Here is a 25,485-nt window from a genome sequence, read left to right on the forward strand (position 1 = left end):
ATTTATACTAATACCCACGGATTCTCCTTTTGTAGAGTAGTGGGTAACCAGCCTACTTTCTCTACAATAGGAGTTTTTTTGCGTTTATCCAGTAAAAAACCTACTAAAATTCCATTTTAAGTAAATTGAATGAGATTGAATTCTCATGTAAGGTTTAATGCAAGGCTAGTGTACTTTTTAGATCTATTCCTCCATAAGCCAGCGTTTTATTGCCCATTTGGAGCCACTGAGCTAGATTAGATCTACTTTTTAGACCTATTACTGCCAATTGGGCCGTTTCCGATGAAATAGATCTACTTTTTAGATCTATTCCTCCACAATCCAGCGTTTTATTGCCTATTTGGAGCCACTGAGCCAAATTAGATCTATTTTTTAGACCTATTTCCACCAATTGAGCCATTTCCGATCAAATAGATCTACTTTTTAGATCTATGATCAACACTCATTCTCACGCACGCAGTCACTCCAACTATATCCCCTACAATCTTATATGTGTAAAAACACGTTCCGCCGTTGTGCTCCCCATATCTCACGCTTCCAGCACTTCCAGCACTTCCAACACTTCCAACACTTCCTACGATTCCACCACTGCCACTATACCCATCATTCCATCAAACATCCTCACCACCCCTGCAAACGCAAAAATAGCCAGTCACGGCGTTTACGCCATGACTGACTATTTGGTAACCCTTGCCGCCGAAGCGGAAAGTGAGAAGGATTAGCCCGTATTCCGAAGGCCGGCAGCAATGCCGTTGATCGTAAGCAATACTTCGCGAAGCAGCTCTGGATCATCCTCTTCGTTATCGCGCAGCGCGCGAAGCTCGGTGAGCAGTTGCACTTGCATGTAGCTGAGCGGATCAACGTACGGATTGCGCAAGCGGATGGATTCTTGGATAACAGGAACATTATCCAAAATTTCCGTTTGTCCCGTAATGCTTAGGATAAGATCGGAAGTCAGCTTGTATTCCTGTTCGATTTGCTCAAAAATACGATCGCGGATCGTTTTGTCCTTGATCATATCCGCATATTCCTTCGCGATAACCAGATCTGCCTTAGCCAAAGCCATTTGCAGATTGTCGATTAGCGAGCGGAAGAATGGGAACTTCTCGTACATCGTACGAAGCGTATTCAGCTTGCCTTCGTCACCTTGAGCATACTCGTTCAGCGCTGTGCCCGCTGCATACCATGCTGGCAGCAAATAACGGCTTTGCGTCCATGCGAATACCCATGGAATTGCACGCAAATCCTCGAAGCGGTCGCTGTTTTTGCGTTTGGACGGACGGGAGCCGATATTCAGCTCTCCAACCTCAGGCAGTGGTGTCGATTCCTTGAAGTACGTCAGGAAATCCGGATCGCGGAAAATAAGATCCTGGTATTTCGTAAGCGCCGTCTCGGAAATCGAACGCGAAATCTCGTCCCACTCGGCTTCCGCTTGCGGAGCCTGCTCTGGGTATTTCGCCAAACGCGCAGACGTGATAAGCGCCCATGTTGCTTGCTCAAGGCTACGGTAAGCGATGCCCTGCATCGAGTAGCGCGAGGAAAGAACCTCGCCTTGCTCGGTAATCTTAATGCCGCCGCCAACCGTATGAGGTGGCTGTGCAAGAATGCTGCGGTTGAGCGGCATGCCGCCGCGGCCAAGCGCTCCGCCGCGACCGTGGAAGAACTTCAGCTTCACGTCGTACTCTTTGCCGGTAGCTGTGATTTCCTTAAGCGCTACGCGCAATTCCCAGTTCGCCGTCACCGCTCCGCCGTCTTTGTTGCTGTCGGAGTAACCCAGCATGATTTCATGCAGGTTGCCGCGTGCTTCAACCGCTTGGCGGTAAATTGGCATCTCGAACAGTTCCTTCATGATGGCAGGTGCCGCATGTAAATCGTCAATGGTCTCGAACAAAGGTACCGATTGCAGCGTACAGCGAATCGTGCCATCAGCTTCCTTACGGAACAGGCCAACTTCCTTCGCAAACACCATGACTTCAAGCATGTCGCTTGCAGCCTGTGTCATGCTGATCAGGTAGCTGGAGATGCAATTGACACCAAACTCCTGCTGAGCACGATAAATCGTATGGTAAACGTTCAAGCATTCACGCGTCGATTCCGTATAATCCAGGTGACCCGACGTAAGCGGCCTTGGATCATTAAGAAGACGGTGAAGCAGATCTGTTTTTTCTTTTTCAGAAAGTGCCGCGTAATCCGCAACCACATTCATTTTCGCCAAAATCTCGGCCATCGCATTTTCATGCTCTTGGCTGTGCTGACGAACATCAAGCGCCATCAGATGGAAGCCAAACAGCTCCACTTGGCGAACCAGCTTCGCAAGCGCCGTATCTGCTACATAATCAGCGAAGTGATGACGTAGGCTGCGGTCAATGACCAGCAGATCCGCACGCAGCTCATCCGGATGATTGTAACGCATAGGCGAGCCTTTAAGCGACTCATCACGCGTATTAGCCAGCTTCTCAAGCATAAAGCCAAGCTTGATCCGGTAAGGCTCCTTCGTGTTTCTCCACAGCTCGACGCATTTCAGCTCGACATGCTCGCGGTCCGAACGAATCGATTCCACAAGCTCATCCGAAACCTCAATCAGATTCGTACTGAAGCTAAGCAGATCCATCAGCTCTTCGAGCTTCTCTTCATACTTGCGGAGTGCCAACTGGCGGTGAAGCGAGAGCGCCTCCCAAGTAACCTTCGACGTAACCGACGGGTTACCGTCGCGGTCACCGCCGATCCATGAGCCAAAGCGAAGGTAATCCGGCACATGCCAGTTTTCATCCGGATAATATTTGCTCAGGCAGCGTTCAAGCTCTTCATAGACGTTAGGAAGCACTTCAAACAATGTTTCGTCAAAATAATACAAACCGTTGCGAACCTCATCGATAACCGTAGGCTTACGGTCCCGCAGCTCGTCGGTCTGCCACAAAATAAGAACCTCATTCATGAGCTTCTCACGCAGCTTCTCGCGCTCACGGTAAGTTAATGTCGGATTATCAAGCTCCATCACATCGACGGCAATCCGTTTATGAATATCAAGCACCGCACGGCGAGTTGCCTCGGTCGGATGCGCAGTCATAACAAGCTCCAGCGAAATGTTGCTCAAAATCTCCTGTACATCCGGCATGGAAATGCCGCGTTCCTTCAAATCCTGCACAGCGCTCTCAATTGAGCCGCGTTGCACCGTTTCACCTGCAGAAACCTCGTAATCACGTTTCCGTCTAATCCGGTGATTTTGCTCGGCAATGTTAACAAGCTGAAAGTAAATCGCAAATGCACGAATGACCTGATGCCGAATTTCTGGGCTTAGGGAAGAGATGTTGCCTTTGAATTGATCAAATATTTCCGGTACAAATTCAGCGCGTAGCGCCTTGCTTTGCTCACGGATCCGTTCCACGATATCCAGCAGCTCACGGCCGCCTTGATGAACGAGAACATCACCGAGTATGTTACCTAAAAACCGGACATCGCGTCGCAGCAAATTGTTAGCCTGCTGCCGATTTGTCGTCAAAGTAGATGCAGATTGATCCGACATACTGTTCCTCCTAAATTTATGCGAAGCAGCAATTGCTCCGTAAGCATTTACTTGTTTTGGCAAGGCGAAAACCGCCTCGAAAGCTTGCACTTAAAACGTGAACGTTTTTTGACTTCTACTATCATACTACAAAATCCAACAGGGTTGAAGCCCTCCCGCCAATCCGTTAAAAATCAAATCAGCCGCGCAGCCGTGGGCAGCTTGCTCTCTTTCTTGCGCTCAGAATGAATCGATAACGATGCAAACGCAATCGGCTGTTGACGTCTTTTTGTGGCTACTGCCGATTGCGTGGCGAAATAGCAGACTATTTTACCCTGTAAAATAACTAAATTCTGATAAAAAAAAACCGATCCGCCTTTCAAGGAAAGACGGCACGGTTCAAGGCTGCTGCTGCTTTTAAGCCATTAGTTGAATCAATTTCGCGAGCATTTTTGCCGCTTCTTCACGGGTGGCCGCTTCCTTTGGCGCAAAGTTGCTTGCGTTATTTGCTGCCGGCTTGCCGTTAATAATTCCCGCTTGCTGAACGATGGCAGCTGCATCCTTCGCAAAAGCGCTAATCGCCGATTCATCCGCAAAAGCCTGTGCGTTTGCAGCAGCTGGTAATTTATAACTCATCACATCAGCGAATCTTACGATCATAGCAACCAGCTGTTCCCTGCTGATTTTGGCCTGCGGTTCAAACTTCCCGCTTCCTGTGCCGCCAGTAATTCCATTCTCAGAAGCCCAAGCCACCGCTCCCGCATAATAATCGGTTGCCTTCACATCCGCAAAGCTGGAGGCCGTGTAGCTATCCAGTTGTACGCCTGCAATCCTAGCCAAAATGAGCGTGAAATCTGCTCTGGTAATATTGGCTTTCGGAGCAAACTTTCCATCGCCCATGCCACCGATAATGCTCCGGGAGGAAAGGTAGGCAATGGAATCTGCAGCGAAACTAGCTGACGTATCGCTAAAGCGTACTTGTTTGTAGCCAATAGCGTATGTTGAGAAATGATTAACGGTAAAATATACCTGGCCTGTCAGCGCGTCATACACGCTATTAGGCACAACGATAGGCTGGCCATTGCTTGCCACATAATAGATGACAATTGCCTGACTGTCTTCATTAGCTTGCAGCGTGTAAGGAATGCTTAAACGAGCTTTGCCGCCCTGCAGGTCGGTTACTGCTTTGCTGCCCGCCGTCACATCAAAGGAATACGCAGGATGGCTGCCGATAACCGCCTTGGCCGCCTCGCCAAGCGTCGACTTGTCGGCTGGTTTGACTTCGATCGATAACTCTTCTTTTCCTGCTGCTGCCGTCAGTGTCCCGATGGCTTTCGCATCAAAGGTGACAACTCCTAGCCCTGTATTGATGCTCAGTGCTTGCACGCCGCTGGAAACAAGCTGAGCGATAGCTTCCTTCTCGAAGTGGATGGCAGCTGCAGCAGCCGCTTTATCCACGCTGGCTTTGAACTCCATGGCTAGCGGTTTACCGCTGCCAGCCTTATTTAGAGCCGCAAGTGCAGCAGCCACTTGGCTCGACTTCACAGTTGCGGTCGCTTTTCCGCTGCTATCTGTAACTGCTTCTACATCCGTTACCGCCTTCACTGTGTCGCCGTTCACAATCGTCGTATCCGCATTGCCCGGAACCGGCGTTGGAGTTGGCGATGTAGGCGTCGTTGGGTTAGTTGGATTAGGTGTCGGATTAGGCGTAACCGCACCCTTACTTACCGTTACCTTCGTCTCCGCCAAACCGTAACCATCTGCACTGGTCGCCGTAATCACAGCCGTACCTGCGGCTACCGCTGTCACAGTGCCATTTGCATCTACCTTCGCCACAGCTGAATTGGACGATGACCATGCAACCGTTGCGGAGCTGCCGCTCGCTGGCTCTACAACTGCATTCAGTTTAACCGCAGCGTCGCCCACTTTCATCGCTAGCGAAGCTTGATCGAGGGTTACTTTCGATACATTCAACTGGTACACCCCTACCTTGCCACCAACCTCATATGCAACAAGAAGCAGCGGCATTCCCGTAGGGCTAACATTCGCTGGAATAAACTCAAGACCCTCAGGACCAGTGTCCGTGTCCATATTGTCCTTGCCTTGGCTATCTTTAAACACCCGAGTATTCGTATAGTTGGCAAACTTGGCATTCGCCGGGTCGGTGACGTCGTAGGTCATAAAACCACCGATTCGCTCAAGCCCCACGAACGCGAGCACTTTATTGCCTACTTGGCCGGTTTTGATATCTTCTGGTTCTGGACCTTTTTTGCTACTGCGGTCATCGAGCGCTGTCTTGCTGTTGCTCGTATTGAAGTATGCAGGCAAACGTTTTGCTGTGATCGCCTCAAAATCGCTTCCACTGTCGTACACCTGATCCATGGAGTCGGCATTCCAGATGGAGAAAGAGCGTCCTCCATACATATAGATGCTGTCATTGCCCATATCGCTGGCAACTTCTACACCATCATAAGCCGTCTTGCCGTTCAGAAAAATAGCCGCTTCGGAAAGCGGGTCAAGGCTTCCTTTTATCGCGCCGATCGTTGTGCCATTGGTACGGTTTGGCCACTCCGTTACATCGCCTTCGTTAGCCGTGAACAAGTACGTTTGGCCTTTAATCGTGTGAGATGCGATGCCATCTGGCATATACATGCCTTTGAACGGCACATTTTCTAGCTTGATCGCTCCGTCTTTGACAAGGTCAAGCGCATTTCGCGGATCATTGTAATCTTTTAGACCAAGTGCCTTCACGGCTGTTACTTTACTAGTTGCAATGTCGATCACCGCTATTGCGTTATTTTCCTGCAAGGATACATAGGCGGTCTTATTGTCTTCCGACAGGGTAATGTATTCCGGCTCCAAATCATAAAGAGCATCAGCTTTCGACCCACTGGATTTAATTTTCCCATCCGCTGGATCGGCTTGCCCTCGAATATGCACGCCATCCTCAATGACCGAAGGATCATCGAAGTAAACTTGTACAGTTGTCTTTGTTTCCGTATTGACAATGGTTACGCTGCCCTTTGGATCGGTCGTCCCAAGGCGCGGCTCCGCTTCATCTGCAGTCAAAATATATTTGCCGTCCGGCGTAGATTTAATCATATCCGGCTGAACGCCGGTCGTGTACGTGGTTAGTAGATTTCCATCATAGTCGAGCACGAGTATTTTACCAGCTTTAAGAGGATCAACTTCCTGTACCGTTACAGAAACCCGTTTAGTTGCTGTATTGATATCCACGCTCGTCAAATCGCCGTACAGGAAGCCAGCCGTCTCCGCTAGAGGCTTCACAACAATTGTCTTCTCTTTTACCAAGATGCCATTTCCGCTTCCAATGCCTACAATATCCAAGCTTGGAGGATTGCCGGAGCCATTCACCAAATAAAATTTCCCGTTGTCCTTGTTGAATTTGACGATCTCGGCCACGCCGCCGTCCTTATTGGACAAGCCTACCGAATACTCACCGATCTTGGAAATGTTTAATGTATCGTTAAACTCGGCAGACACTGGCTTAATGACCACGTCAGAGCCAGCATTGGCTACGGTAAGGCGAACCTCTCCGCCAAAAATGCCGATCACGCCTGTCGCTTGTACTGTATCTCCGATTGCAAGCTTAGGAAGTGCCCCATTAACATAAAGCAGCATATCGTTGTCGAGCTTAATCGTTTTTTTCGCTTCATCAACCGATACTGCTTTGCCTGTAGACGTTACTCTTCTGCCGTGCATTTCAGCCGTCACCGAAGCTAGCTTGTCCACCACCAGCATCGAGCCGTCAAACGTATCCTCCACCGTCAAGCTGTAGACATTACGGTTCAGCCTCGTTACCTGCGGCGTGCCTTTCACCCGCACTTCACCCTCACGCAAACCAGCCGTACCCGTCACGCGCACCTCAGCTCCTACTGGAATGGAAGGATCCATTCCCTCTACGGCAATCGCGCCTGTGAACGATTGAACGTAGCGCACAGCTTCTACTTGGCTGTTATCCGACTTCACAGGGGGCGTCGTTACCAAGCCTTCTAGGGTTACGTTCGTATCTGTTGTCAGCTTCTGAAGCGAACCGATCAGCTTGACGAAGCCCGGGACAACAACGGTCTCGCCTTCCGCTTTGCCCGCCTTTGTCGGAGAAGGATCAACAATCACAAAGTCTGCCGCATTATTGTCCGAATCCTGGAAGTTAATCCGGCGCACGCCTTTAACCGCAGCAGGCAGCGATGCTCCATTACCTACTGGAGTTCCTTCATGCAGCGTGGTTTTCACCGCACCGAAACCAACGGCATCAACAATAGCGGAAGTCGAGTACGCCCCTTGGAAAAGCTCAACGGTTCCGTCCGTATCAGACATGCCGATCGATTGCTCTTTTGTGCTTGCATACGCATCGGCTTCGAAAGCCTCGCCGTAGTTTTTGTCGCTCGTATTTCCCCATGTCGCCTCAAGGCGAACCAGATAATAGTCATTAGGCAAGATTACAGCATCATTGTCAAAATCAAAGCCTTGTACCGTTGTTGCCCCTTTATTGCTGTAACGCAAATGATAGCCCGCAAGCGAAATCGGCGACACAGTCGGGTTGTAGAGCTCTACGAAATCGTAAAGGTACGGCGCTGCAACCGGTGGCGTGTCCTTATTGATCTTCCCGCCTCCACCATACACTTCATTGATTAACACATGATTGGCGGCCGTTATTTCCGCTTTAACGGTTAACGCAAACGTCTTGGATACGCTAAGCGGCGTTCCGGCCGTACTGTCTGTTACCGTAATCGTGACCGATCCTTGAGCTACCGCTGATGTAGGCGTTCCAGAAATCTCACCATTCGTCTTTATGCTAAGCCCTGCTGGCAAGCCGTTTGCAGTAAACGTGTATGGCGCTGTTCCGCCCGCAGCCTGAAGCGCAGCTGAATACGCCGAATCAACATAACCGTCGGCAAGCGACGTTGAGAGAAGTTCCAGAGGCTGAACCACGCCAGGTCCCCATGCGCCATCCGCGCTGCTGCGCGGCACTGCTGCATGCAGTGCTTCTCCTGTAACGGCTTCATAATCCACTTGCTTGAAATCCAATTTATTATTGTCCGTATCGGCAAAATTGCTGCGGCGAATCGACTTTTTCTTCGACGTGCCTTCGGATGAGCCCGTTGGATAGGCGGTTTCATAACCGTCGATATCACTGCCGCTATCATTACTGGCTGTGCCAATCATATCCACGTAGCCCTCTGGCTTCGTCAGGAATGGATTCACCTCGGCAAGCAAAGTCTGATTGCTCATCAGCGCTACCTTTAGCCCCTTGTTGTTAATAAAACGCTCCCAAGTTTGGTCCGCTTTACCCGTAAGGTCTACCTTCGGGCTTGCCGCTCCCGTCGAAGCTCCCGTGATTAGAAAAGAGGAGTGAGCCTTAATCGTACCCGTCAGGTTAAGCTTCTCCCACCCCTTCGTAGCGCCAGTCTGCGCATTCGAGCCGCGATCTGCGTATTGCAGTGACCATCCGCTCAGATCAATATCGCTATTGGTAGGATTGTAAAGCTCAATAAACCCGTGAGATACCAGTACACCTGAATCTACAGCTAGTCCACCACCATACACTTGATTAATGACCACATGCGGCACGCTGATGTCATAGGCAGTGTTGGCTGCGTATGGCGTCCCTATCGGCTTAAGGCTTTCAGCCATAACCGGCCCCCCGACCAGCGTCATGCTTGCCGTAATTTCAGCGGCCAATAATAAAGAGATCAACCTTTTGCTATAAATCTTCAAGTCCGACTCACTCCCATTTCTAATAAGTTAGCCTAATTGTAAAGATTGATTATTTGGTGAATATCAATCTTCCGTTAAGCTTTCGTAAAGGGCGGAGTTTAGGAATTGAGGAATTGAGCTTGAGGACTTGAGGACATGCGCATCAGCAGGTTTAGCTACGGGATTGTTTGAATTGACCAGGTTGCCCTGGTTAGCACGTTGTTTACCAAAATAATAAAGATACTCCTCTTCTCCTATTCGGCTGCGCATAGGCAAACGACATTACGGTACAAACACCCAAACACGCAGACCTAAATCTGCATAATCTACATGGTAGTTTAAACATTGGGAGGTGAATGTTTAATGGGTGGATTTGTTGGTGGAGCGAATAACAGCATCGGCTTTATCCTTGTTCTCTTCATATTGTTGGTCATCATCTCATGCAGCTGCGGTATTTGGGGCGGCGGCGGCGGTTACGGTGGCGTAGGCGGAGTAGGCGCAGGCGGATACGGTAAAGGCTACTAAACCATACGAAAACTCATGCCTCCATGCATGCAGGCTGCAAATGGTTCCTTAAAATAAAAAACGAATGGGCTGTCCCTCTCATGGATGAATATCCATGGGAGGGGCAGCCCAATTTCAATTTCATTATCGATTGCGTTAACAATTACATTCACAATAAATCTAAATCTTTTCTCTTACCTTACTCATATCTGACCATAAGTTGAACACATTCATAATAACTAACTGGAAAAGCTCCCACTTAACGACATGTATTGAAGATATCTGATATATAAAAGAATTCGACTTACAGCCATCCAGCCCGAGTATATAGTATAAAAAGTTAGACATGAAACAAAAAAAGCCTTGCTGCGCAAGGCTTTCGGGTTTAATGAGTTGGAGCGGGTGATGGGAATCGAACCCACGCTATTAGCTTGGAAGGCTAAAGTTCTACCATTGAACTACACCCGCGTAAAAAATGATTATGGTCGGGACGACACGATTTGAACATGCGACCCCCTGGTCCCAAACCAGGTGCTCTACCAAGCTGAGCTACGTCCCGAAGTGTAAATGAATTGCGTCTAATGTTGAGAAAATGGCGCGGCCTAAGAGATTCGAACTCCTGGCCTTTTGATTCGTAGTCAAACGCTCTATCCAGCTGAGCTAAGGCCGCACAATTTATGGAGCGGAAGACGGGAATCGAACCCGCGACCCTCGCCTTGGCAAGGCGATGCTCTACCGCTGAGCCACTTCCGCACGTTACTTTCGTTTGTCGTTCGTGATGTTTAACATCGCGGCGACAAGTAATAATATATCACCCCTGAAAACAAAATGCAACTGTTTTTCTAAAAAAGTTTTAAATTATTTTCCGAAGCGCTATACACGTCTAAATCGCTTGCTTGAAAATCGCGTAACGGCGCGGAAAAACGCCCCCTTTGCTCTCGTAAGACTTTTCGTTTTTTCTGCTGTCTCAAACGTAGACATTTGACATTCCCTCGGAATCTTCGACAGCATACGCCTCAAATAAAAACTTGTCATATTTAGTCTGACGTTTGCATACCATTCGACATATGGCTGCTCTCCAACACTAACGTTCGACCAATCACACCTCCTTCACATCCACCACTGACCACTGCAAGTCAGCTATCCTGTATAGACTGAAATTCGCGTGCCATTCGACGTATGGCAGCTCTCCAACACTAACGTTCGACCAATCACACCTCCTTCACATCCACCACTAACCACTGCAAGTCAGCTAGCCTGCACTTTGGCAGGCTAGCTGCTCAATTCCGCTAACACCTGCCGCCTATCCTGCACTTGTACATCGGAATGGACCTTAATAGAGCATCCAGAGCTCTTATGGGCCATCTTAATTTCAGCCATACAGGATAGACAACCAAGATAGCTCAATAATGCAGAAAACTATTGTGAAAGTGCAGGATAGCTAACATGTGACATGTTATCGAGGTTCGAACATTCACTCCTCCAACGCATCCGTCATTGCAAGTCCTAGAGAGAAGGTTGATGGGCTAGTGTGCCAATAATCCAATTAACTGTACAACTGTGTAGTCGTCTTGCTTTGGCTTACGGGGTGAGCAAGAGCGACAGCACGCTTATCAAACAAAAAACAGCTGAGCAAGAAGTTAAACTTCTGCTCAGCTGCTTTGATCAAGGACATGAGCGAGTTACGCCCCTGCCGCTGTTAATGTTTTCTCTAGGCCGACACGGCTATTCATAACAACTTTATCAGCCGCTGGCTGCCCTGCGAGCGCATATGGCAAACAAAGAGGCACGCCTGTACGCGGATCCGGTACGATATCGGCTTCGATATTAAACACTTCACGCATAATATCCGGTGTCATTACTTCTGCCGGCGTTCCTTCACCAACTACAACGCCTGTCTTAATTGCGATCATGTGATGAGCGTAACGTGTAGCATGGTTCAAATCATGCACGACCATAACAACCGTACGGTTGTTCGTTGCGTTCAGCTTTTGGAGCAAGTGAAGCACTTCAAGCTGATGCGCCATATCAAGAAATGTTGTAGGCTCATCCAAGAACAGGATATCGGTCTCCTGTGCAAGCGACATCGCGATCCATGCCCGTTGACGCTGTCCGCCTGACAAATGGTCAACCGGACGGTCCGCGAAATCAGTCATGCCCGTCGCTTCAATGGCCCATTGGACGATGCTGCGATCTTCCTTGGTCATCGAGCCGAAGCCCTTCTGGTATGGAAAACGTCCATACGATACGAGCTCAGCTACCGTCAGCCCGTCCGGTGCGGTCGGGTTTTGCGGCAAAATGGCCAGCTGCTTCGCCACTTCCTTCGTTGATTGCTTATGAATCGATTTGCCGTCCAGAAGAACACTGCCTTGGGACGGGCTCATAATACGGGCCATCGTTTTCAAAATCGTAGATTTCCCTGAGCCGTTGGCTCCTACAAGCGCCGTAATTTTCCCTTGAGGTATAGCAATGTTTAAGTTCTTGACGATAAGACGATCATCATAACCAATATCAAGACCCGAAGTCGTTAGACGAATCATTGGACATGCACGCTCCTTCCGCTGCCGAGGCAGACACCTTCTAAAATATATATTTATTTCGTTTAGCAACGAAAAATGATAACGATTATCATTGACGACTTAATGATAATGTTTCTCACGATAAAAGTCAATCTAAATCTATGTGACAAAATAAAGACCGCCCTGCATGAGGGCGGCTTAAACACTGCTTTTGTTACCATTTCAACTTTGTACCAAATACGAGCCCGTTGCTTAAAAGCCTGCCCGGCGTCGTAATCAACTTGCCTTGCGCATACATGCCCGAAGAAGCTCCGCCATCTAAATTCATCGCCTGCTCAGCACCTAGCTGCAGCATGATTTGTCCCCACTGCTTCATGGTTGCCTGAGGTATGGTCACCAGGATGACAGTTCCGTCCTTTTTAACAAGAATGCCGCTTCTCGCTGCCGAGTCCGTTAAAATTTTGGAGCTGCTGAAGCCTTCGCCCGCTGGGTTGATCGCCAGCTTCCCGTCCTTCACCAGCCTTGGTCCAGCTCCAACCGCCGTATGGACGCGCGACCAAGCAATAGGCGTATTGGACAAATTCGTCATTTCCGTCTTGTAATCCACCAAAGTGCCGACCTTAAATCGTGCGGCAAGCTTCTCTTCCGAACCTGTAAAGACGAGAACATACCCGTCTGCCGGAATGCTTACATTTTCTTTTTTGCTTATTTTGGTCACGACGCCTTTGCTGACAGTTACTGCCGTCCCGAGCGCAAAGCCGAGCTTGGCGCCCCGCTTCGGAGTAAACATAATAGCGGATGAGCCGCCTGCTACAGGCGTACGATTTATGAAATACACATACCAGTTATTCGGCGATTTGAAAGAGCCATCCGTTCCGCCCAATAGCTTAACCCGAAGCGAGTCCATAACGACCGTCCCATCCCATGTAAAACCGATCGCTGTTCCCGTATTGCCGATATGCTCCACATTGCCGTCTGCGATGAGGGTACCATAAGGCTCGGGAATGCCGCCGTACGCTTCGAAGTAAGTCCCGTTGATGGCGGCATCAGCATTGTAGGCTTTCGCAATCGACGCAAGCGGCTGGACAACCCCAACCTTGCGGCTTGCAAGACCTGCGGTCATCGGAACTCCCTTAGGAATGACCACCGTTTGAACCGTGTAGGACTTGCCTGATACGCTGACCTTCTTCGCTTCATGCTTCACCTTTAGCTTGGAGGCCGAAGCTGCCACCTGGACAGGAAGCTTGAGCTGTCCTTTGTAGCCGCTCGCGATGACATCCACATAAAGATTTGCGGAGCCCGCCGCAATCGGGGTCACGATGCCCTTCTCCGTAATGCGAACGATCGCCGCATTATCGGAGCGGAAGCTGAGGGCGACGGGATCGGACAGCTTCAGCTTGTCCGTGAGCAGGAGCCTTGTATCCAGCGGCAGCTTAAGCGTCGCCGCTGCGTAGGCAATCGCGACGGTGCGAACCGGCCCCGCTGCGATCAGCTGGCTGGCGGACGTATACGCGAAGCGTCCGCCGCCCATCGGCGCCACGCCGCTCGCGGGAACCGCGGCGTGCCCGCCGTAGGTGTACAAGATCGACTTGGCGGAGCCGTCGATCGCGTACACAGCGCCGGATCGGCCGCCGGCCAGCACGATGCCGGCGGCCGCATCCGGCGCCAGCGCCGCGGGGCCGAAGCCACCGGCCCCGGCGGCGCTGATGCGCCATAGTTCCGCCCCGTCTGCGAGGCGGAACGCAGCAATGCCGTTGCCGCCAAGCTCAGCGGCAACGACAGCTCCCACATCCCCGGGCAAAAGCACCGGGGATGTCCAGCCGCCTGCGGGCGCTGCCGCAAGCTCGCGCGTGAATCGGACTTTGCCGTCCTCTTCATACGCAGCGACCGCTTTGCCCGCGAGCAGCAGAACGCCGCCGCTAACCCGGTCGGCGGCCAGCTTAGCCCCAAGCAGCGGCTGTTCCAGAGCCGCTTCCCAGACTACCGCTCCGCCGCGCACCGCATACAGCGCGCCGTTGCTGCCAAGCGCGTATACGCCGCTCTTGCCCGCGGCAAGCTCCTTCACGCTTACGCCCTCCGGCAGCAGCGCCGCCTGCTTCTCACCCGCTTCATCCAGCGATAGAATCGCATGCTGATATGCGAAATAAGGGAGCCCCTGCGCATCCGTTACCGTCGCTGATGGCTGAAGATTCTCAGTCTTGCCTTTAAAATAAAAAATACCGGCCTGACCGCCATTTCCCGCTTCATCGTATTGGTATAGCCGCGCGCTTTTGCCGGCAGCAAATATTTTCCGTTTACCGTTCAGCGCCGGCGCTGACAAATTAGTATAGGTATTGATCCGCTTCACTTCTTTGCCCGCGCTGCTAACGATGGTCACCCAGCCGTTCACGGCTGCCGTGAACAGGTTTCCGTTCGACAAAGCCAGCGCCGGATGCAGCGTTCCTTCGGCTGCGTAACGCCAATATTCGATTTCCGCCTTATTGACCATTGCGGCTGCAGTGCTAACCGCTTTGCCTTCCGCCGCCTTAACCGTAACGGTTTCATTTGCGGCGGCAGCTGCCCCGCTTCCGGCATAACTTAAACCCATAGACGCTATCAATAGCGCTGCTATTCCTTTTCTTCCCCACATAATCCAATCTCGCTGCATCAAAGCTGCACTCCTTTATATATGCTTATTCCAAATAGTCCCAATGAACTATATCGACAAAGACATATTAAAAATGAATAACAGCGCATGACAACCCGATATAAGACTTACCATCTGAAAACATGATTCTTTCCTTTACTCAAGCTGCACTTGCTTAACGCTCCCTTTCAATCTTCCTTACTCTCTTCCCAACTCTCTATTAGCTCATATCGAGTCTTGCTTAGCGACTCTGACCAATCACATTCCTTCTGTTTCAACACACATGTCTATCCGACTTTAATCATGAAGCTCCAGCTTGAGCCTCAGCTTCTCCTGCAGCTCGATCTCGGTCTGCTCCATCGTCCCCAAGACATACTTCGCCTTGGCATCAAGCGCAGGATATTCTAATACATACGAATAAGAATCCTCCCGGACACGCGTCCGTTTGCCGTTATCAGAAATAATCCTGTCTCCTTCAGCCGTCTCCAGCCATAACGACGCATATTGCATATAAGGAACGCTCCCCCTAACCTCATAATGGATCAGCGTCTTATCGGGCAAAAATTCAACATCATTTACGCTAACCTCGCCCACCTTGCCCTGCTGCAAAATAATCGGAAACGCTGTCGCAAGTTCCGCTTTTTTCATCCTTTGATCTTCAGTGCGCCTGTCTATCTTGAGCTGATACGGTGTTACATACAATAGCCTGCTGCCCAGATCAATGGGGCTAAATATCATCGTACCGCTAACTATACCCTCATTATTCTCTCCATACTCCAAACTGGAGGCCTCCACCAGCATCCCCTGCTCATCCATCAATTGAAAACCAAGCCATTCCGTGTCTCCCACATAACGGAAGTCTATCCTCGACGTTATCGGCGTCAGGATAACATCAGTTACCTCGAACATAGCTTTACCCGCCTTCACTCTATTCCCTTCCGTCATCCTGTGATGTACGGTGCTTGACAGAGCTTGATTCGTAACTGGAAGCTCGAAGCTCCAGATTCCTGGCAGGCGGTGCGGCTGCTCCCCTTCCAAGCTGCTTACCTGCCCGATGCTCAGCGCGACTATGAAGCTGTCCGAGCGTTCATTAAGCTTAAGCTCCAACACGCCTGCAGACTCGTAATCGTTAATCTTTCTTGGCTTGCTTGTGAAGCCAGCTGTTCTCAGCTCACCATCAATCCTCAGCTCAATGTCTTCCAAAAACATAAGGTTCGGCTGCTCCGAACGCATAAGGTAACCAAGCGACAGTCTCGTTCCATCATACAAGACATCATCGATTCGAATCGTTACGCCATTATCTGTTGCTTCTTCGTTCATTTCCATGGAAAGCCCCAATGCTTTCCCCTTCTTCACGCCGTTATCGCCTGCAAAGCTGAAAATGTCCCCTTCAAACAGCTTCCCTACGACCGGAATTCTTTTGACACGCTCTGCCGATGCCGAGAAAGACATCATAATGCCAAGAACCGCCATAACTAGGAGCACTGAGCAGCCTGCCACCGCCAGTCTCTTGCCTCTCAGGCTCATCAGCCCTTTATGGTTGATTTGAACCATCCGCTGCGCTCCAAGCACGCGAGCCGTAACGTCAATGGGGGGCAAGCTCGTTTGGCTAAACTGCTCTTTCAATTCTTTCTCATCAGTAGGATAATCTCTGTTCACTTCCCTCAACCTCCTTCTTGTCCATCTCACGCTTGAGCTTCTTTCTGGCACGCTCATAGCACTTTCGAATGGCCGCATAGGACATACCCTGCAGCTCGGCAAGCTCCTCGAAGTTTTTTTCTTCTACGATGCGAAGCCATATAATATGACGCTCCTTCGGACTTAATTGGAGCAATGCCTTCTGCAACTGTGTGTTGAAGGTCAGTCCCTCCACGACCAATCCTTCCTGAACGTTAGGCTCGCCCCGCCCAAACCATCGATGAAGCAAATGCTGATAAGTCCTCGCCCGCTTCCGTTTATTCAAGCATTCATGATAGGCGATCTTATAAAGCCAAGCAGAGAAGGAGGTTCCCTCCCTGTACTGCTCCAGCCGCTCTAAGCCCTTCAAAAAAACATCCTGCGTCATATCCTCAGCTTCCTGGAGCTGACCCAGCATATGAAAACAATATTTATAGATTTGCTGCTGATACCGTTGAATAAGAACACCATACCGCTCGATGTCCCCGCCCTTCACAGCGCGTACGCATTCGTCCGTCCACTCCACGCCTTTGCCTCCTTTCCATCCATTCGATAACCCTATAACAATTGAAAATATAAAATTGGGACATTTCGCGCAAAAACGGCCTGCCGAATTGCCGCGATCACCCATAGATTAGCCACACTTATGCGTTTTTCTTTCCTGTTCAATTTTTTCATAGATTTCATGTTTCTTATATCGTCACATTCACCTTTCCACTACAAAAAGGCCCACCGGATCTAAAAGTCCGGTGGGCCTTTTTCGTACTTCTTCTGCCTGCACTAAATCATCATAAGAAGCTCAAGCCAGCAACGCCAGCAGTACTCGCGATATGTCCGGCAGCGCCGAGCGCACCTCTACCGCACCAAGCTCATAAGCTGCTTTAGGCATGCCGTATACAACTGAAGTTTTCTCGTCTTGTGCAATCGTTCGTGCTCCCTTGTTCCGCATAGCCAGCAAGCCTCGGGCACCATCCTGTCCCATGCCTGTCAAAATAATGCCAATGCCCCGGTCGCCTGCTGCCCTCGCAGCCGATTCAAATAGTACGTCGACGGATGGACAGTGACCGCTTACCTTCTCCCCGCTTCGGCATTCCACTCTCCAGCGATCTCCTGCCTTAACGAGTGTGACATGCTTGTCTCCCGGCGCAATGAGTACAGTGCCTTCCTGCACATAGTCGCCATCTTCCGCTTCCTTTACCTTCATCGCGACGGCGAGGTTCAATCGCTCCGCGAACATACGGGAGAATACAGGCGGTATATGCTGTACGATGACCATACCTGGCGCGTTTACAGGCAGCCCCTTTAACAAGGTATAGATCGCTTCCGTGCCACCAGTTGAAGCTCCCACGACGATAAGGCGATTGGCGCTCTTGATAGGCTGCAGCATCTTCTCACTGCTCAGAGCCAAACTGTGTTTCTGGATCAACTTCGCCTGTGAAGCGGCTTTAATGACACGGATAAGCTCCAGCAGGAACAGCTCCATCCGTTGAGGAGTTGCCATACCTGGCTTCGCTACAAACTCGATAGCTCCCGCCTTTAGCGCATCCAATGCCGCCTCGCTAACTGAGCTGACCGTAACAATCGGCAGCGGATATTGTGGAAGCAGCCGGCGGATAAATTCAATCCCGTTCATGCCCGGCATCTCAATATCGCAGGTGAGCACGTCCGGCTTATATTCCAGTATTTTATCCCGTGCTTCAAAAGGGTCCTTCGCTGCGGCAACCACCTGAATCGCCGGATCCGAAGAGAGTCCCCTTGTCAGCACTTCCCGAAACAGAAGAGAGTCATCAACAACGAGCACCCTGATTGGATTGCGTACCATTCGAATGGATCATCTACCTCCTTTTGCCTAGCGCTTGCGACTATAGCTCCTTCCGGTATACCGAGGGCATTACATACGTATAATCGGTTTTGTCCCGCTCCAGCGACTCTGAGTGTCCAATAAACAAATAGCCTCCGGGCTCGGTCAGCTCATAAAACTTTCTGACTAGCTCCCGCTTCGTTTCCGTATCAAAATAGATCATGACATTCCGGCAGAAAATAACATGAAATCGGCGTTTAAACGGAAAGGTTGATTGCATTAAATTAAATTTCCGGAAAATGATTTCCTGCTTGACCCTATCCGCGACTACTAGCTGGTCATCGTTTATTTTGCGGAAATAGCTAGTTCTCCACTGCTCAGGAACCACCTTGAGTGCATCTTTCGTATAAACGCCTCTTACCGCCGTCTCCAATACCTCGGCAGAGAGATCAGTAGCAAGCACCTGTGCATTCCAGCCGAGCTTTCTCGCTCCAAAATACTCATCAATCAGCATGGCTAAAGTATAGGGCTCCTCTCCTGAGGAGCAGCCCGCACTCCAGGTACGCAAATCCAGATCACGAATGGAACTGGTCAAGCTCGGCAGCACCTTATCTCTAAAATAATAAAAATGGTTTGCTTCCCTCATGAAATACGTATGATTCGTTGTGATTTTATCAGCAAGCACTAGATCGGATGCTCCGCTCCCATCAGCTGATACATAGGAAAAATATTGCGCAAAGCTAGAGAAGCCCTGCTCGAGTAAATGACGCTGCAGGCGGGCGGCCAACAGCGTCTTCTTCTCATGTTTTAGATTAATTCCGAACTTGTTCTTGATATAACTGGCCAGCTTCCTGAATTCCTCATCGGTTATCGCGATCATCGTTAATATTTCCCAAACTCGCGATCACTGAGAAGAATCGTACCGTTTCTTGCAGCGGCTGCTTCAGCCTGATAGCTATCGGGGTTATCCCTTTTGCTTCTTGCTTTTCCAGACATGTTTTCCAGCATACGCAGCATTTCCGGATCGAGCTGTTCATATTCCCTATAAGAGGCAGAGCGTCCTGCTTTGCGCAGGACGAACCGGCCAACCTGTTCCTTTAACATCTCCGCTTGTCCAGTCAGCTCCTCCGAAGCCGCGGCGCTCTCCTCGGATGTCGCTGAATTCGTCTGGACAACCTGAGAAACCTGCATAATGCCTTGGTTAATCTGGGCAACCCCGGTGGCCTGCTCAGTCGAGGCTTCCGAGATGCTGCTGACCAAATGAGCCACCTTAGCGACACCCTCAACAATCTGATCCAACGCTGCTGCTGTCTCGTTAGCTATCTTGGTTCCATCCTCAACCTTACGGATCGAGCCTTCGATCATATCGGTTGTTTCCTTGGCTGCGCTGGCAGAGCGAGCTGCCAAATTACGAACCTCTTCAGCAACTACGGCGAAGCCTCTTCCGTGCTGGCCAGCCCTAGCCGCCTCAACGGCCGCATTTAAAGCCAATATATTCGTCTGAAATGCGATTTCATCAATGACCTTAATGATTTTGGAGATACTGCCCGAGGACGTATTAATATCTTCCATGGCATTTAACATCTGCTGCATACGTTCATTGCCTTGCTGCGCGTTCCCTCTTGCCTGTTCCGCCAGAACATTAGCCTGTACTGCATTCTCAGCGTTCAATTTAGTTTGCGCAGCAATCTCTTCTAGCGAAGCGGTAAGCTGTTCTACGGAACTAGCCTGCTCCGATGCCCCCTGCGAGAGAACGATACTCGACTCCGAGACCTGCCTCGCGCCTGTAGACACCTGTTCCGACGCGCTTTGAATATTGGACAGCACTTCATTCATATTGTCGGTCATCTTGCCAAAGGCGGCAGCCAGAACGCCAACCTCATCCTTCGTATCCACATCGATAGTCAGATTCAAATCGCCATCCGCGATCCGGTCAGCCGAAGCGACAAGCTTGCGAATCGGGCTGCTGATCATCCGTGAGATAAAGAGGCCAAGCAAAATCGCTGCAAGCATCGCAATAACTACGATGATCAGCATAGACAGGATCGTCGTTTTTGATGAATCTGAATACACAATGGAACGTCGGTTCCCTTCGGTATTCTTTTCGTTAAACAAGTCATCGATCATCGTATCCACTTTTCCAGACACAACCGCTCCCGCATCAAGCTCACGCAAGCCTTGCTCCAACTGCCCTGCTTCTGCAAAGGCAAGAACTCGGTCTTGATACTGTCGATACTCCTTAAGCGTATCCTTGAGCTGACCAAATTTTACCCGGGCATCCTCGGTTTGAATGCTTTGCTCAAAGGTAGCAATCAGGCTATCAGTCTGCTTGATTAAGCCATTAATTTCATCCGTATTCGCTTTATGCTGAGCCGAGTCAGAGCGAAGCAAAGAATCCCTGACAAGTGCTCGGATATTTTGAAAATTCATACCAATTATGCCTAGCTCGCCAACCGATTTTCCAAACTGCTGATAAAGCTCGGAATAGTTTTTGTCTATGCTTCTCAAATTCGTTATGCCCACGATACCTACAATGCCAGCCAATAGTGCAACGACAATAAATGAAGAAGTAAGCTTCTTACCAATTTTCATATCGTAAAACCATTTCATTCTATTATTCCTCCATTTATTCAGCTAGTAATAACCGTTCAACTTCATGGTCGTGCAGCAGCTTATCGCAATCAAGCAGCAACATTACCGCTGTCCCTGATTTGCCAATCCCCTGAATATACCGGTTTAAGCCCCCTCCGGCTTCCGGTGGAGGAACAATATCTGCTGATGGAACAGACAGCACCTCCGAGACACTGTCGACGATAAGGCCGACCGACGTCCCTTTCATTTCGATGACAATGATACAGGTCCTGTCGTTGTATTCGAGGAATGGTTTCTTGAACCGCAATCGTACATCCATGACCGGAATAATTTTACCCCGCAAATTAATAATGCCACGAACAAAATCAGGAAGCTCGGGGACCTCCGTAATGGTCTGGATACCTATGATTTCAATCACATGCTTAATCTCAATGCCGTACAGCTCGTTGCCTAGCGAAAAAGTAAGAAACTTATCCTTCTGTGCGTCCTCCTCATAGGCGCTGTTAAAAGTTGATTGTTCAGTCATCTTAAACATCCCTTCATCTGTTATGGGCTAATGCCTGCATGCCTCGATTCCGATTCGTTCCCATCAGATCTGCTACGTCAAGAATAAGGCTAATACTTCCGTCGCCCAGCAGCGTGCAGCCCGCAAGTCCTTCCCTATGAATCACCTGTTTAATGTAACGGGGCAACGTCTTAACAACGACCTGCTGTTGGCCTAGCAGCTCGTCTACGAACAGGCAAAGGCTTTTGCCGTCCTGCTCCAGCATGACGAATATTCCTGCTTCAAATGAGGTGAGGCCGTTTTGGGAATGAAACCGTTCATGCAGGCGCAAGATGGGATAACAATGCCCACGTACCATGATCATTTCATTGCCATCAGGATCCGTAATGACGTCGGTAAGCTTTGGCTTAAACGACTCCTTAATTGAGGTAGTCGGCACCGTATAATTAGCAGAGCCTACTCTAACGTTCATGCCATCAATAATTGCCAGCGTTAAAGGAATTTTCATGGTGATGCTCGTTCCAGCAAGCCAATTGCTCTCCACAGAAATGACGCCGCCAACACCCTCTATATTGCGGGAGACTACGTCCATACCTACCCCTCTGCCGCTAAATTCGGTAATTCTCTCTTTCGTGGAGAAGCCAGGCAAGAAAATCATTCCGAATATTTCTTTCTCTGTTAAATTGACGTCCTGTTCTCCTAACAGTCCGTTTTCTCTGGCTCTCGCTAATATCTGATCCAGATTCAAACCCTTCCCATCATCCGCAACCACGATTTCAACGTAACCACCAGTATTCTTAGCCTCTAGTGTAATGCTGCCAGAACCTTTTTTCCCTGTTTGGGCACGCTCTTCCGTTGATTCTATTCCATGGTCCAGCGCATTTCTAACTAAATGCATGAGCGGGTCCGAAATTTGGTCAATGATATTTTTATCGAGCTCCGTATCTTCGCCTATAATGCGAATGTCCACATCCTTATTCAGCTTCTGGCACATATCGCGAGCTACTCTTCTCATTTTGTGAAAGGTAGAAACAAGCGGCACCATCCGTATAGACATGACGATGTCCTGCAGCTCGCCCGTTATTTTTCGCAGTTGTCCCGATGTCTTATTAAAAGACGTACCCTCTCCCGAGTAACCGGATGACTCGCTGCGCGAAACCATTGCTTCTGCAATGACCAACTCGCCCACCAGATCAAGCAGTTGATCAAGCTTGCTTACACTTACACTGATTACAGCATTGCGTGAGGAACTCTCCAACTTCCCTTGTATCTCGCGTTCTTCCGGCCAATCTGGCAGCTCCACAGAATCATCTGCCTCTACCACTGCTGGGACCTCTAGCAACTGTGCATGCTCTGAATGAGATAACTCCAACTGCTCGAGAAAAGCGGTCTCCATGAAAAAACCATGAACCTCCTGATAGCTTTTATCCGACTCAAAAAAGATATGAAACCCTTGTTTACGAATGGCTTCAATACTTTTCTCGTCTTCAAGAAGATCAGGCGGGTCATGGTGAAAGCTTCTGGATATGTCCTTTAAACGGTGAATAACGTTAAACGCTCGAATATTTTCCATTTCACAATCATTCTGGAATCGAATGCGCGCTTGATAGGCATTCATGCCGGAATCCTTCGCCTGCTTCAACTCGTCCAAATATTGTTTAATAGATGCAATAATGCTCGTTGCTGATTCCTCCGGATGAAGTCCGAATGAAATTTTATTTATTTCCTCTTTAATGAAATCCCCGACTTTCAGAACAAGATCGGAAAGTAATCGGTAATTGAGCTCCTGCTCTATGTTTTCTCTTATAAAATGAAACAAATCCTCAATCGCATGCGCAACCTCGGCTATTCCCATATATTGCATCATGGCCGCCGATCCTTTTAACGTATGCATATGACGGAAAATTTCGTTCACGGCATGGGCTGAAAAAGAAGCAGCTTGCTCGCAATCGAGAATTGTCGTCTCAAGCTGCTCTAATAGCTGTGAGGATTCAAATAGATACATTTCCATAATCGGGTCGCTTAAATCTCTGCCATTCATCATTATCCCTCTTTCTCATCTGCTACGAGGAACTTATCTGTCACGTATACAATAATGGTGATTTAAATCAGAAACAAAGGAAGTAGCCATACAAACGAAGAATTATTTATGGTTGTAGATCTGCAAAAAAGAACAATTTCATCTGCACCGGATCAACGTGTTAATGGCTGCTAACAATAGGAAAGGGCTTCATTGAACCTTTGCTTCACGAGGTTCTTTTTGCGCGTTTATGAAAATTCTACAATCTTCTCCATAAGCAGAGCTTATTCGTCAAGATACGTGCTATTAGACAAATTATATTCGTATATACGAAAAATTGCAACAAATAATCGTATATACGAATACACGTTTAGAAATTATCTGCTTTTGTCAAAACTTACATTGACGTATAACTACTTAGGGGGTCTCTTCATGCATGATATTAAACAAAGACTTAAACAATTAAGACTGGATAAGGGACTTACCATGACGGAATTTGCCAAGTTAATTTCTGTATCTCCCGGCAATGTTGGCGACTGGGAAAGTGAAAGCAGAACCTCAATTCCTGGCGCAAAAGCACTTATTTCCATTGCAACCACCTTACACGTTTCATTAGACTGGGTTCTGCTCGGCCAAGCCACTTCTACACCTTCCATTCATGCAAAGCAGCAAATGAATACTCAGCATGATGCTCCTCCATGCCCTCTGATAGAGCTGTTTCACTCCCTTTCTGCTGAAGATCAGCTTCTACTTATCAGTCTTGCCACGAGGTTGGCTCATTTAACTAAAGAACCATAATCAAATTAAAACCTTCTTATGCTTTTTCGTTATCATTTAAATAGCTCTACTCCTTTTCTATTCCTAATCGATTTTAAAGCGCTGCGCATGAATGAAACACAAAAAAACCAGCAGATCAAATGATCTGCTGGGCGGCTATCTGGTAATCAAATAAAAAAAGCTTCCAAGATCAACAGATCCTGAAAGCTGTGTTTGAAAATATGGTGCGCGTAGAGGGACTTGAACCCCCACGGTCGCCCGCCAGATCCTAAGTCTGGTGCGTCTGCCAATTCCGCCATACGCGCATTTGAGTAAAAGCAGTGCTAGGTTGTAGGAGTTCCACCTACCATATTCAGTTGACATACTGAACGCTTCCCAATAAAGGGTGTTAAAGATGGTGCGCGTAGAGGGACTTGAACCCCCACGGTCGCCCGCTAGATCCTAAGTCTAGTGCGTCTGCCAATTCCGCCATACGCGCGCATGTGAGATAAAAAAATGGTGAGTCATGTAGGATTCGAACCTACGACACCCTGATTAAAAGTCAGGTGCTCTACCAACTGAGCTAATGACTCATAATATAAAATGGCTGGGGATTCAGGGATCGAACCTGAGAATGACGGAGTCAAAGTCCGTTGCCTTACCGCTTGGCTAATCCCCAGCAGCGATATGGTGGACGCTGACGGGATCGAACCGCCGACCCTCTGCTTGTAAGGCAGATGCTCTCCCAGCTGAGCTAAGCGTCCAAGTGTTGAGGCGCCTTTTGTGAAAAAGGTAATTGGTGACCCGTAGGGGACTCGAACCCCTGTTACCTCCGTGAAAGGGAGGTGTCTTAACCACTTGACCAACGGGCCATGCTAAAATTAAAGCTTGTCCTTGCAGTTAAAAGAATTCTGGAGCTCTCAACCGGATTCGAACCGGTGACCTCATCCTTACCATGGATGCACTCTACCTACTGAGCTATGAGAGCATAATGGCTCCCCGAACAGGACTCGAACCTGTGACAACTCGATTAACAGTCGAGTGCTCTACCAACTGAGCTATCAGGGAACATTGCTATTTGCGTTGAATGTCTCCAAGAGCTTCAACTGCAAAAGAGGCACGGTTGAAAACCAGGGTATTACGCCCTGAAAACTGGATACGAAAGATTAGGCTTGCTGAAGCCTTGTCGCTGCTGTCTACCGGATGTATGGGTCACAGTAAACGTGTTTAGGATAAGCCCTCGACCGATTAGTATTCGTCAGCTC

General features: G+C 49.1%; 14 protein-coding genes and 12 tRNA genes. 2 read left to right on the forward strand and 24 right to left on the reverse strand.

The genetic code is table 11. The features are described 5' to 3' along the window. Positions 1-718: 718 nt before the first annotated feature. Together ppc and E0496_RS28165 are read right to left on the reverse strand one after the other, a co-directional pair. Entirely contained in the window at positions 719-3,523 is a 2,805-nt protein-coding gene (gene ppc, locus E0496_RS28160; protein ID WP_141505184.1) for a phosphoenolpyruvate carboxylase, read from the reverse strand. Between the two features lie 396 nt (positions 3,524-3,919). After that, positions 3,920-9,241: a choice-of-anchor I family protein gene (locus E0496_RS28165; RefSeq protein WP_141505185.1), complete on the reverse strand. Its 5,322-nt coding sequence runs from the start codon at positions 9,239-9,241 to the stop codon at positions 3,920-3,922. Between the two features lie 342 nt (positions 9,242-9,583). Between E0496_RS28165 and E0496_RS35935 the strand changes: the two genes are divergently transcribed. Next, positions 9,584-9,745: a hypothetical protein gene (locus tag E0496_RS35935; RefSeq protein WP_175598128.1), complete on the forward strand. Its 162-nt coding sequence runs from the start codon at positions 9,584-9,586 to the stop codon at positions 9,743-9,745. A 373-nt stretch (positions 9,746-10,118) separates the two neighbouring features. Here E0496_RS35935 and E0496_RS28170 read toward each other — a convergent pair. The 14 genes from E0496_RS28170 to E0496_RS28230 form a co-directional block, all read right to left on the reverse strand. Continuing rightward, positions 10,119-10,192: transfer RNA gene (locus E0496_RS28170), tRNA-Gly, on the reverse strand. 14 nt (positions 10,193-10,206) lie between these two features. After that, positions 10,207-10,283: transfer RNA gene (locus E0496_RS28175), tRNA-Pro, on the reverse strand. A 34-nt stretch (positions 10,284-10,317) separates the two neighbouring features. Beyond that, positions 10,318-10,394, reverse strand: a tRNA-Arg gene (locus E0496_RS28180). Positions 10,395-10,402: 8 nt separating this feature from the next. Next, positions 10,403-10,477: transfer RNA gene (locus E0496_RS28185), tRNA-Gly, on the reverse strand. Between the two features lie 793 nt (positions 10,478-11,270). Continuing rightward, on the reverse strand, positions 11,271-11,399 hold the full coding sequence (locus E0496_RS37010) for a hypothetical protein (RefSeq protein ID WP_277755891.1): 129 nt from the start codon (positions 11,397-11,399) through the stop codon (positions 11,271-11,273). 7 nt (positions 11,400-11,406) lie between these two features. Next, entirely contained in the window at positions 11,407-12,264 is an 858-nt protein-coding gene (locus E0496_RS28190) for an ABC transporter ATP-binding protein (protein ID WP_139990777.1), read from the reverse strand. Positions 12,265-12,457: 193 nt separating this feature from the next. Next, positions 12,458-14,890 carry a phosphodiester glycosidase family protein gene (locus tag E0496_RS28195; protein WP_141505186.1) on the reverse strand — a complete coding sequence of 811 codons (2,433 nt, stop codon included), beginning with the start codon at positions 14,888-14,890 and terminating at the stop codon, positions 12,458-12,460. Between the two features lie 276 nt (positions 14,891-15,166). Then, a complete protein-coding gene (locus E0496_RS28200) occupies positions 15,167-16,528 on the reverse strand; it encodes a DUF4179 domain-containing protein (protein ID WP_161601614.1) in 1,362 nt (453 codons plus the stop codon). Continuing rightward, positions 16,506-17,072, reverse strand: a complete 567-nt coding sequence (locus E0496_RS28205) for an RNA polymerase sigma factor (protein WP_161601615.1) — start codon at positions 17,070-17,072, stop codon at positions 16,506-16,508. The genes E0496_RS28200 and E0496_RS28205 overlap by 23 nt, the downstream gene beginning before the upstream one ends. 273 nt (positions 17,073-17,345) lie before the next feature. Continuing rightward, a complete protein-coding gene (locus E0496_RS28210; RefSeq protein WP_141505189.1) occupies positions 17,346-18,368 on the reverse strand; it encodes a protein-glutamate methylesterase/protein-glutamine glutaminase in 1,023 nt (340 codons plus the stop codon). A 40-nt stretch (positions 18,369-18,408) separates the two neighbouring features. Then, positions 18,409-19,227 carry a CheR family methyltransferase gene (locus E0496_RS28215; RefSeq protein WP_141505190.1) on the reverse strand — a complete coding sequence of 273 codons (819 nt, stop codon included), beginning with the start codon at positions 19,225-19,227 and terminating at the stop codon, positions 18,409-18,411. A gap of 2 nt (positions 19,228-19,229) precedes the next feature. Beyond that, on the reverse strand, positions 19,230-20,957 hold the full coding sequence (locus E0496_RS28220) for a methyl-accepting chemotaxis protein (RefSeq protein ID WP_141505191.1): 1,728 nt from the start codon (positions 20,955-20,957) through the stop codon (positions 19,230-19,232). A gap of 16 nt (positions 20,958-20,973) precedes the next feature. After that, a complete protein-coding gene (locus tag E0496_RS28225) occupies positions 20,974-21,474 on the reverse strand; it encodes a chemotaxis protein CheW (RefSeq protein ID WP_241675024.1) in 501 nt (166 codons plus the stop codon). A 4-nt stretch (positions 21,475-21,478) separates the two neighbouring features. Beyond that, entirely contained in the window at positions 21,479-23,485 is a 2,007-nt protein-coding gene (locus E0496_RS28230; protein WP_141505194.1) for a chemotaxis protein CheA, read from the reverse strand. Between the two features lie 411 nt (positions 23,486-23,896). Here E0496_RS28230 and E0496_RS28235 point away from each other — a divergent pair, with 411 nt between their 5' ends. Then, positions 23,897-24,262 (forward strand): helix-turn-helix domain-containing protein, encoded by a 366-nt coding sequence (locus E0496_RS28235; protein WP_141505193.1) that lies wholly within the window; start codon positions 23,897-23,899, stop codon positions 24,260-24,262. A gap of 201 nt (positions 24,263-24,463) precedes the next feature. On the opposite strand, the gene E0496_RS28240 is transcribed toward E0496_RS28235, so the two are convergent. The 8 genes from E0496_RS28240 to E0496_RS28275 form a co-directional block, all read right to left on the reverse strand. Continuing rightward, positions 24,464-24,546 (reverse strand) — tRNA-Leu (locus E0496_RS28240). Between the two features lie 90 nt (positions 24,547-24,636). Next, positions 24,637-24,719, reverse strand: a tRNA-Leu gene (locus E0496_RS28245). Positions 24,720-24,737: 18 nt separating this feature from the next. After that, positions 24,738-24,813, reverse strand: a tRNA-Lys gene (locus E0496_RS28250). A gap of 11 nt (positions 24,814-24,824) precedes the next feature. Continuing rightward, positions 24,825-24,899: transfer RNA gene (locus tag E0496_RS28255), tRNA-Gln, on the reverse strand. A 9-nt stretch (positions 24,900-24,908) separates the two neighbouring features. Then, positions 24,909-24,984 (reverse strand) — tRNA-Val (locus tag E0496_RS28260). A gap of 33 nt (positions 24,985-25,017) precedes the next feature. Continuing rightward, positions 25,018-25,092, reverse strand: a tRNA-Glu gene (locus E0496_RS28265). Between the two features lie 40 nt (positions 25,093-25,132). Further along, positions 25,133-25,208 (reverse strand) — tRNA-Thr (locus E0496_RS28270). Between the two features lie 4 nt (positions 25,209-25,212). Then, positions 25,213-25,288: transfer RNA gene (locus tag E0496_RS28275), tRNA-Asn, on the reverse strand. Between the last annotated feature and the right edge of the window lie 197 nt (positions 25,289-25,485).

The organism is Paenibacillus luteus (assembly GCF_006542765.1).
GTDB lineage: Bacteria > Bacillota > Bacilli > Paenibacillales > Paenibacillaceae > Pristimantibacillus > Pristimantibacillus luteus.

Bases quoted from the DNA above. Each gene is read 5' to 3' on its own strand.
- ppc (WP_141505184.1), bottom strand. From the start codon at position 3,523: ATGTCGGATCAATCTGCATCTACTTTGACGACAAATCGGCAGCAGGCT.
- E0496_RS28225 (WP_241675024.1), bottom strand. From the start codon at position 21,474: ATGTTTAAGATGACTGAACAATCAACTTTTAACAGCGCCTATGAGGAG.
- E0496_RS28210 (WP_141505189.1), bottom strand. From the start codon at position 18,368: ATGGTACGCAATCCAATCAGGGTGCTCGTTGTTGATGACTCTCTTCTG.
- E0496_RS28195 (WP_141505186.1), bottom strand. From the start codon at position 14,890: ATGCAGCGAGATTGGATTATGTGGGGAAGAAAAGGAATAGCAGCGCTA.
- E0496_RS28220 (WP_141505191.1), bottom strand. From the start codon at position 20,957: ATGAAATGGTTTTACGATATGAAAATTGGTAAGAAGCTTACTTCTTCA.
- E0496_RS28235 (WP_141505193.1), top strand. From the start codon at position 23,897: ATGCATGATATTAAACAAAGACTTAAACAATTAAGACTGGATAAGGGA.
- E0496_RS28230 (WP_141505194.1), bottom strand. From the start codon at position 23,485: ATGAATGGCAGAGATTTAAGCGACCCGATTATGGAAATGTATCTATTT.
- E0496_RS28190 (WP_139990777.1), bottom strand. From the start codon at position 12,264: ATGATTCGTCTAACGACTTCGGGTCTTGATATTGGTTATGATGATCGT.
- E0496_RS37010 (WP_277755891.1), bottom strand. From the start codon at position 11,399: ATGTCCTTGATCAAAGCAGCTGAGCAGAAGTTTAACTTCTTGCTCAGC.
- E0496_RS35935 (WP_175598128.1), top strand. From the start codon at position 9,584: ATGGGTGGATTTGTTGGTGGAGCGAATAACAGCATCGGCTTTATCCTT.
- E0496_RS28215 (WP_141505190.1), bottom strand. From the start codon at position 19,227: ATGATCGCGATAACCGATGAGGAATTCAGGAAGCTGGCCAGTTATATC.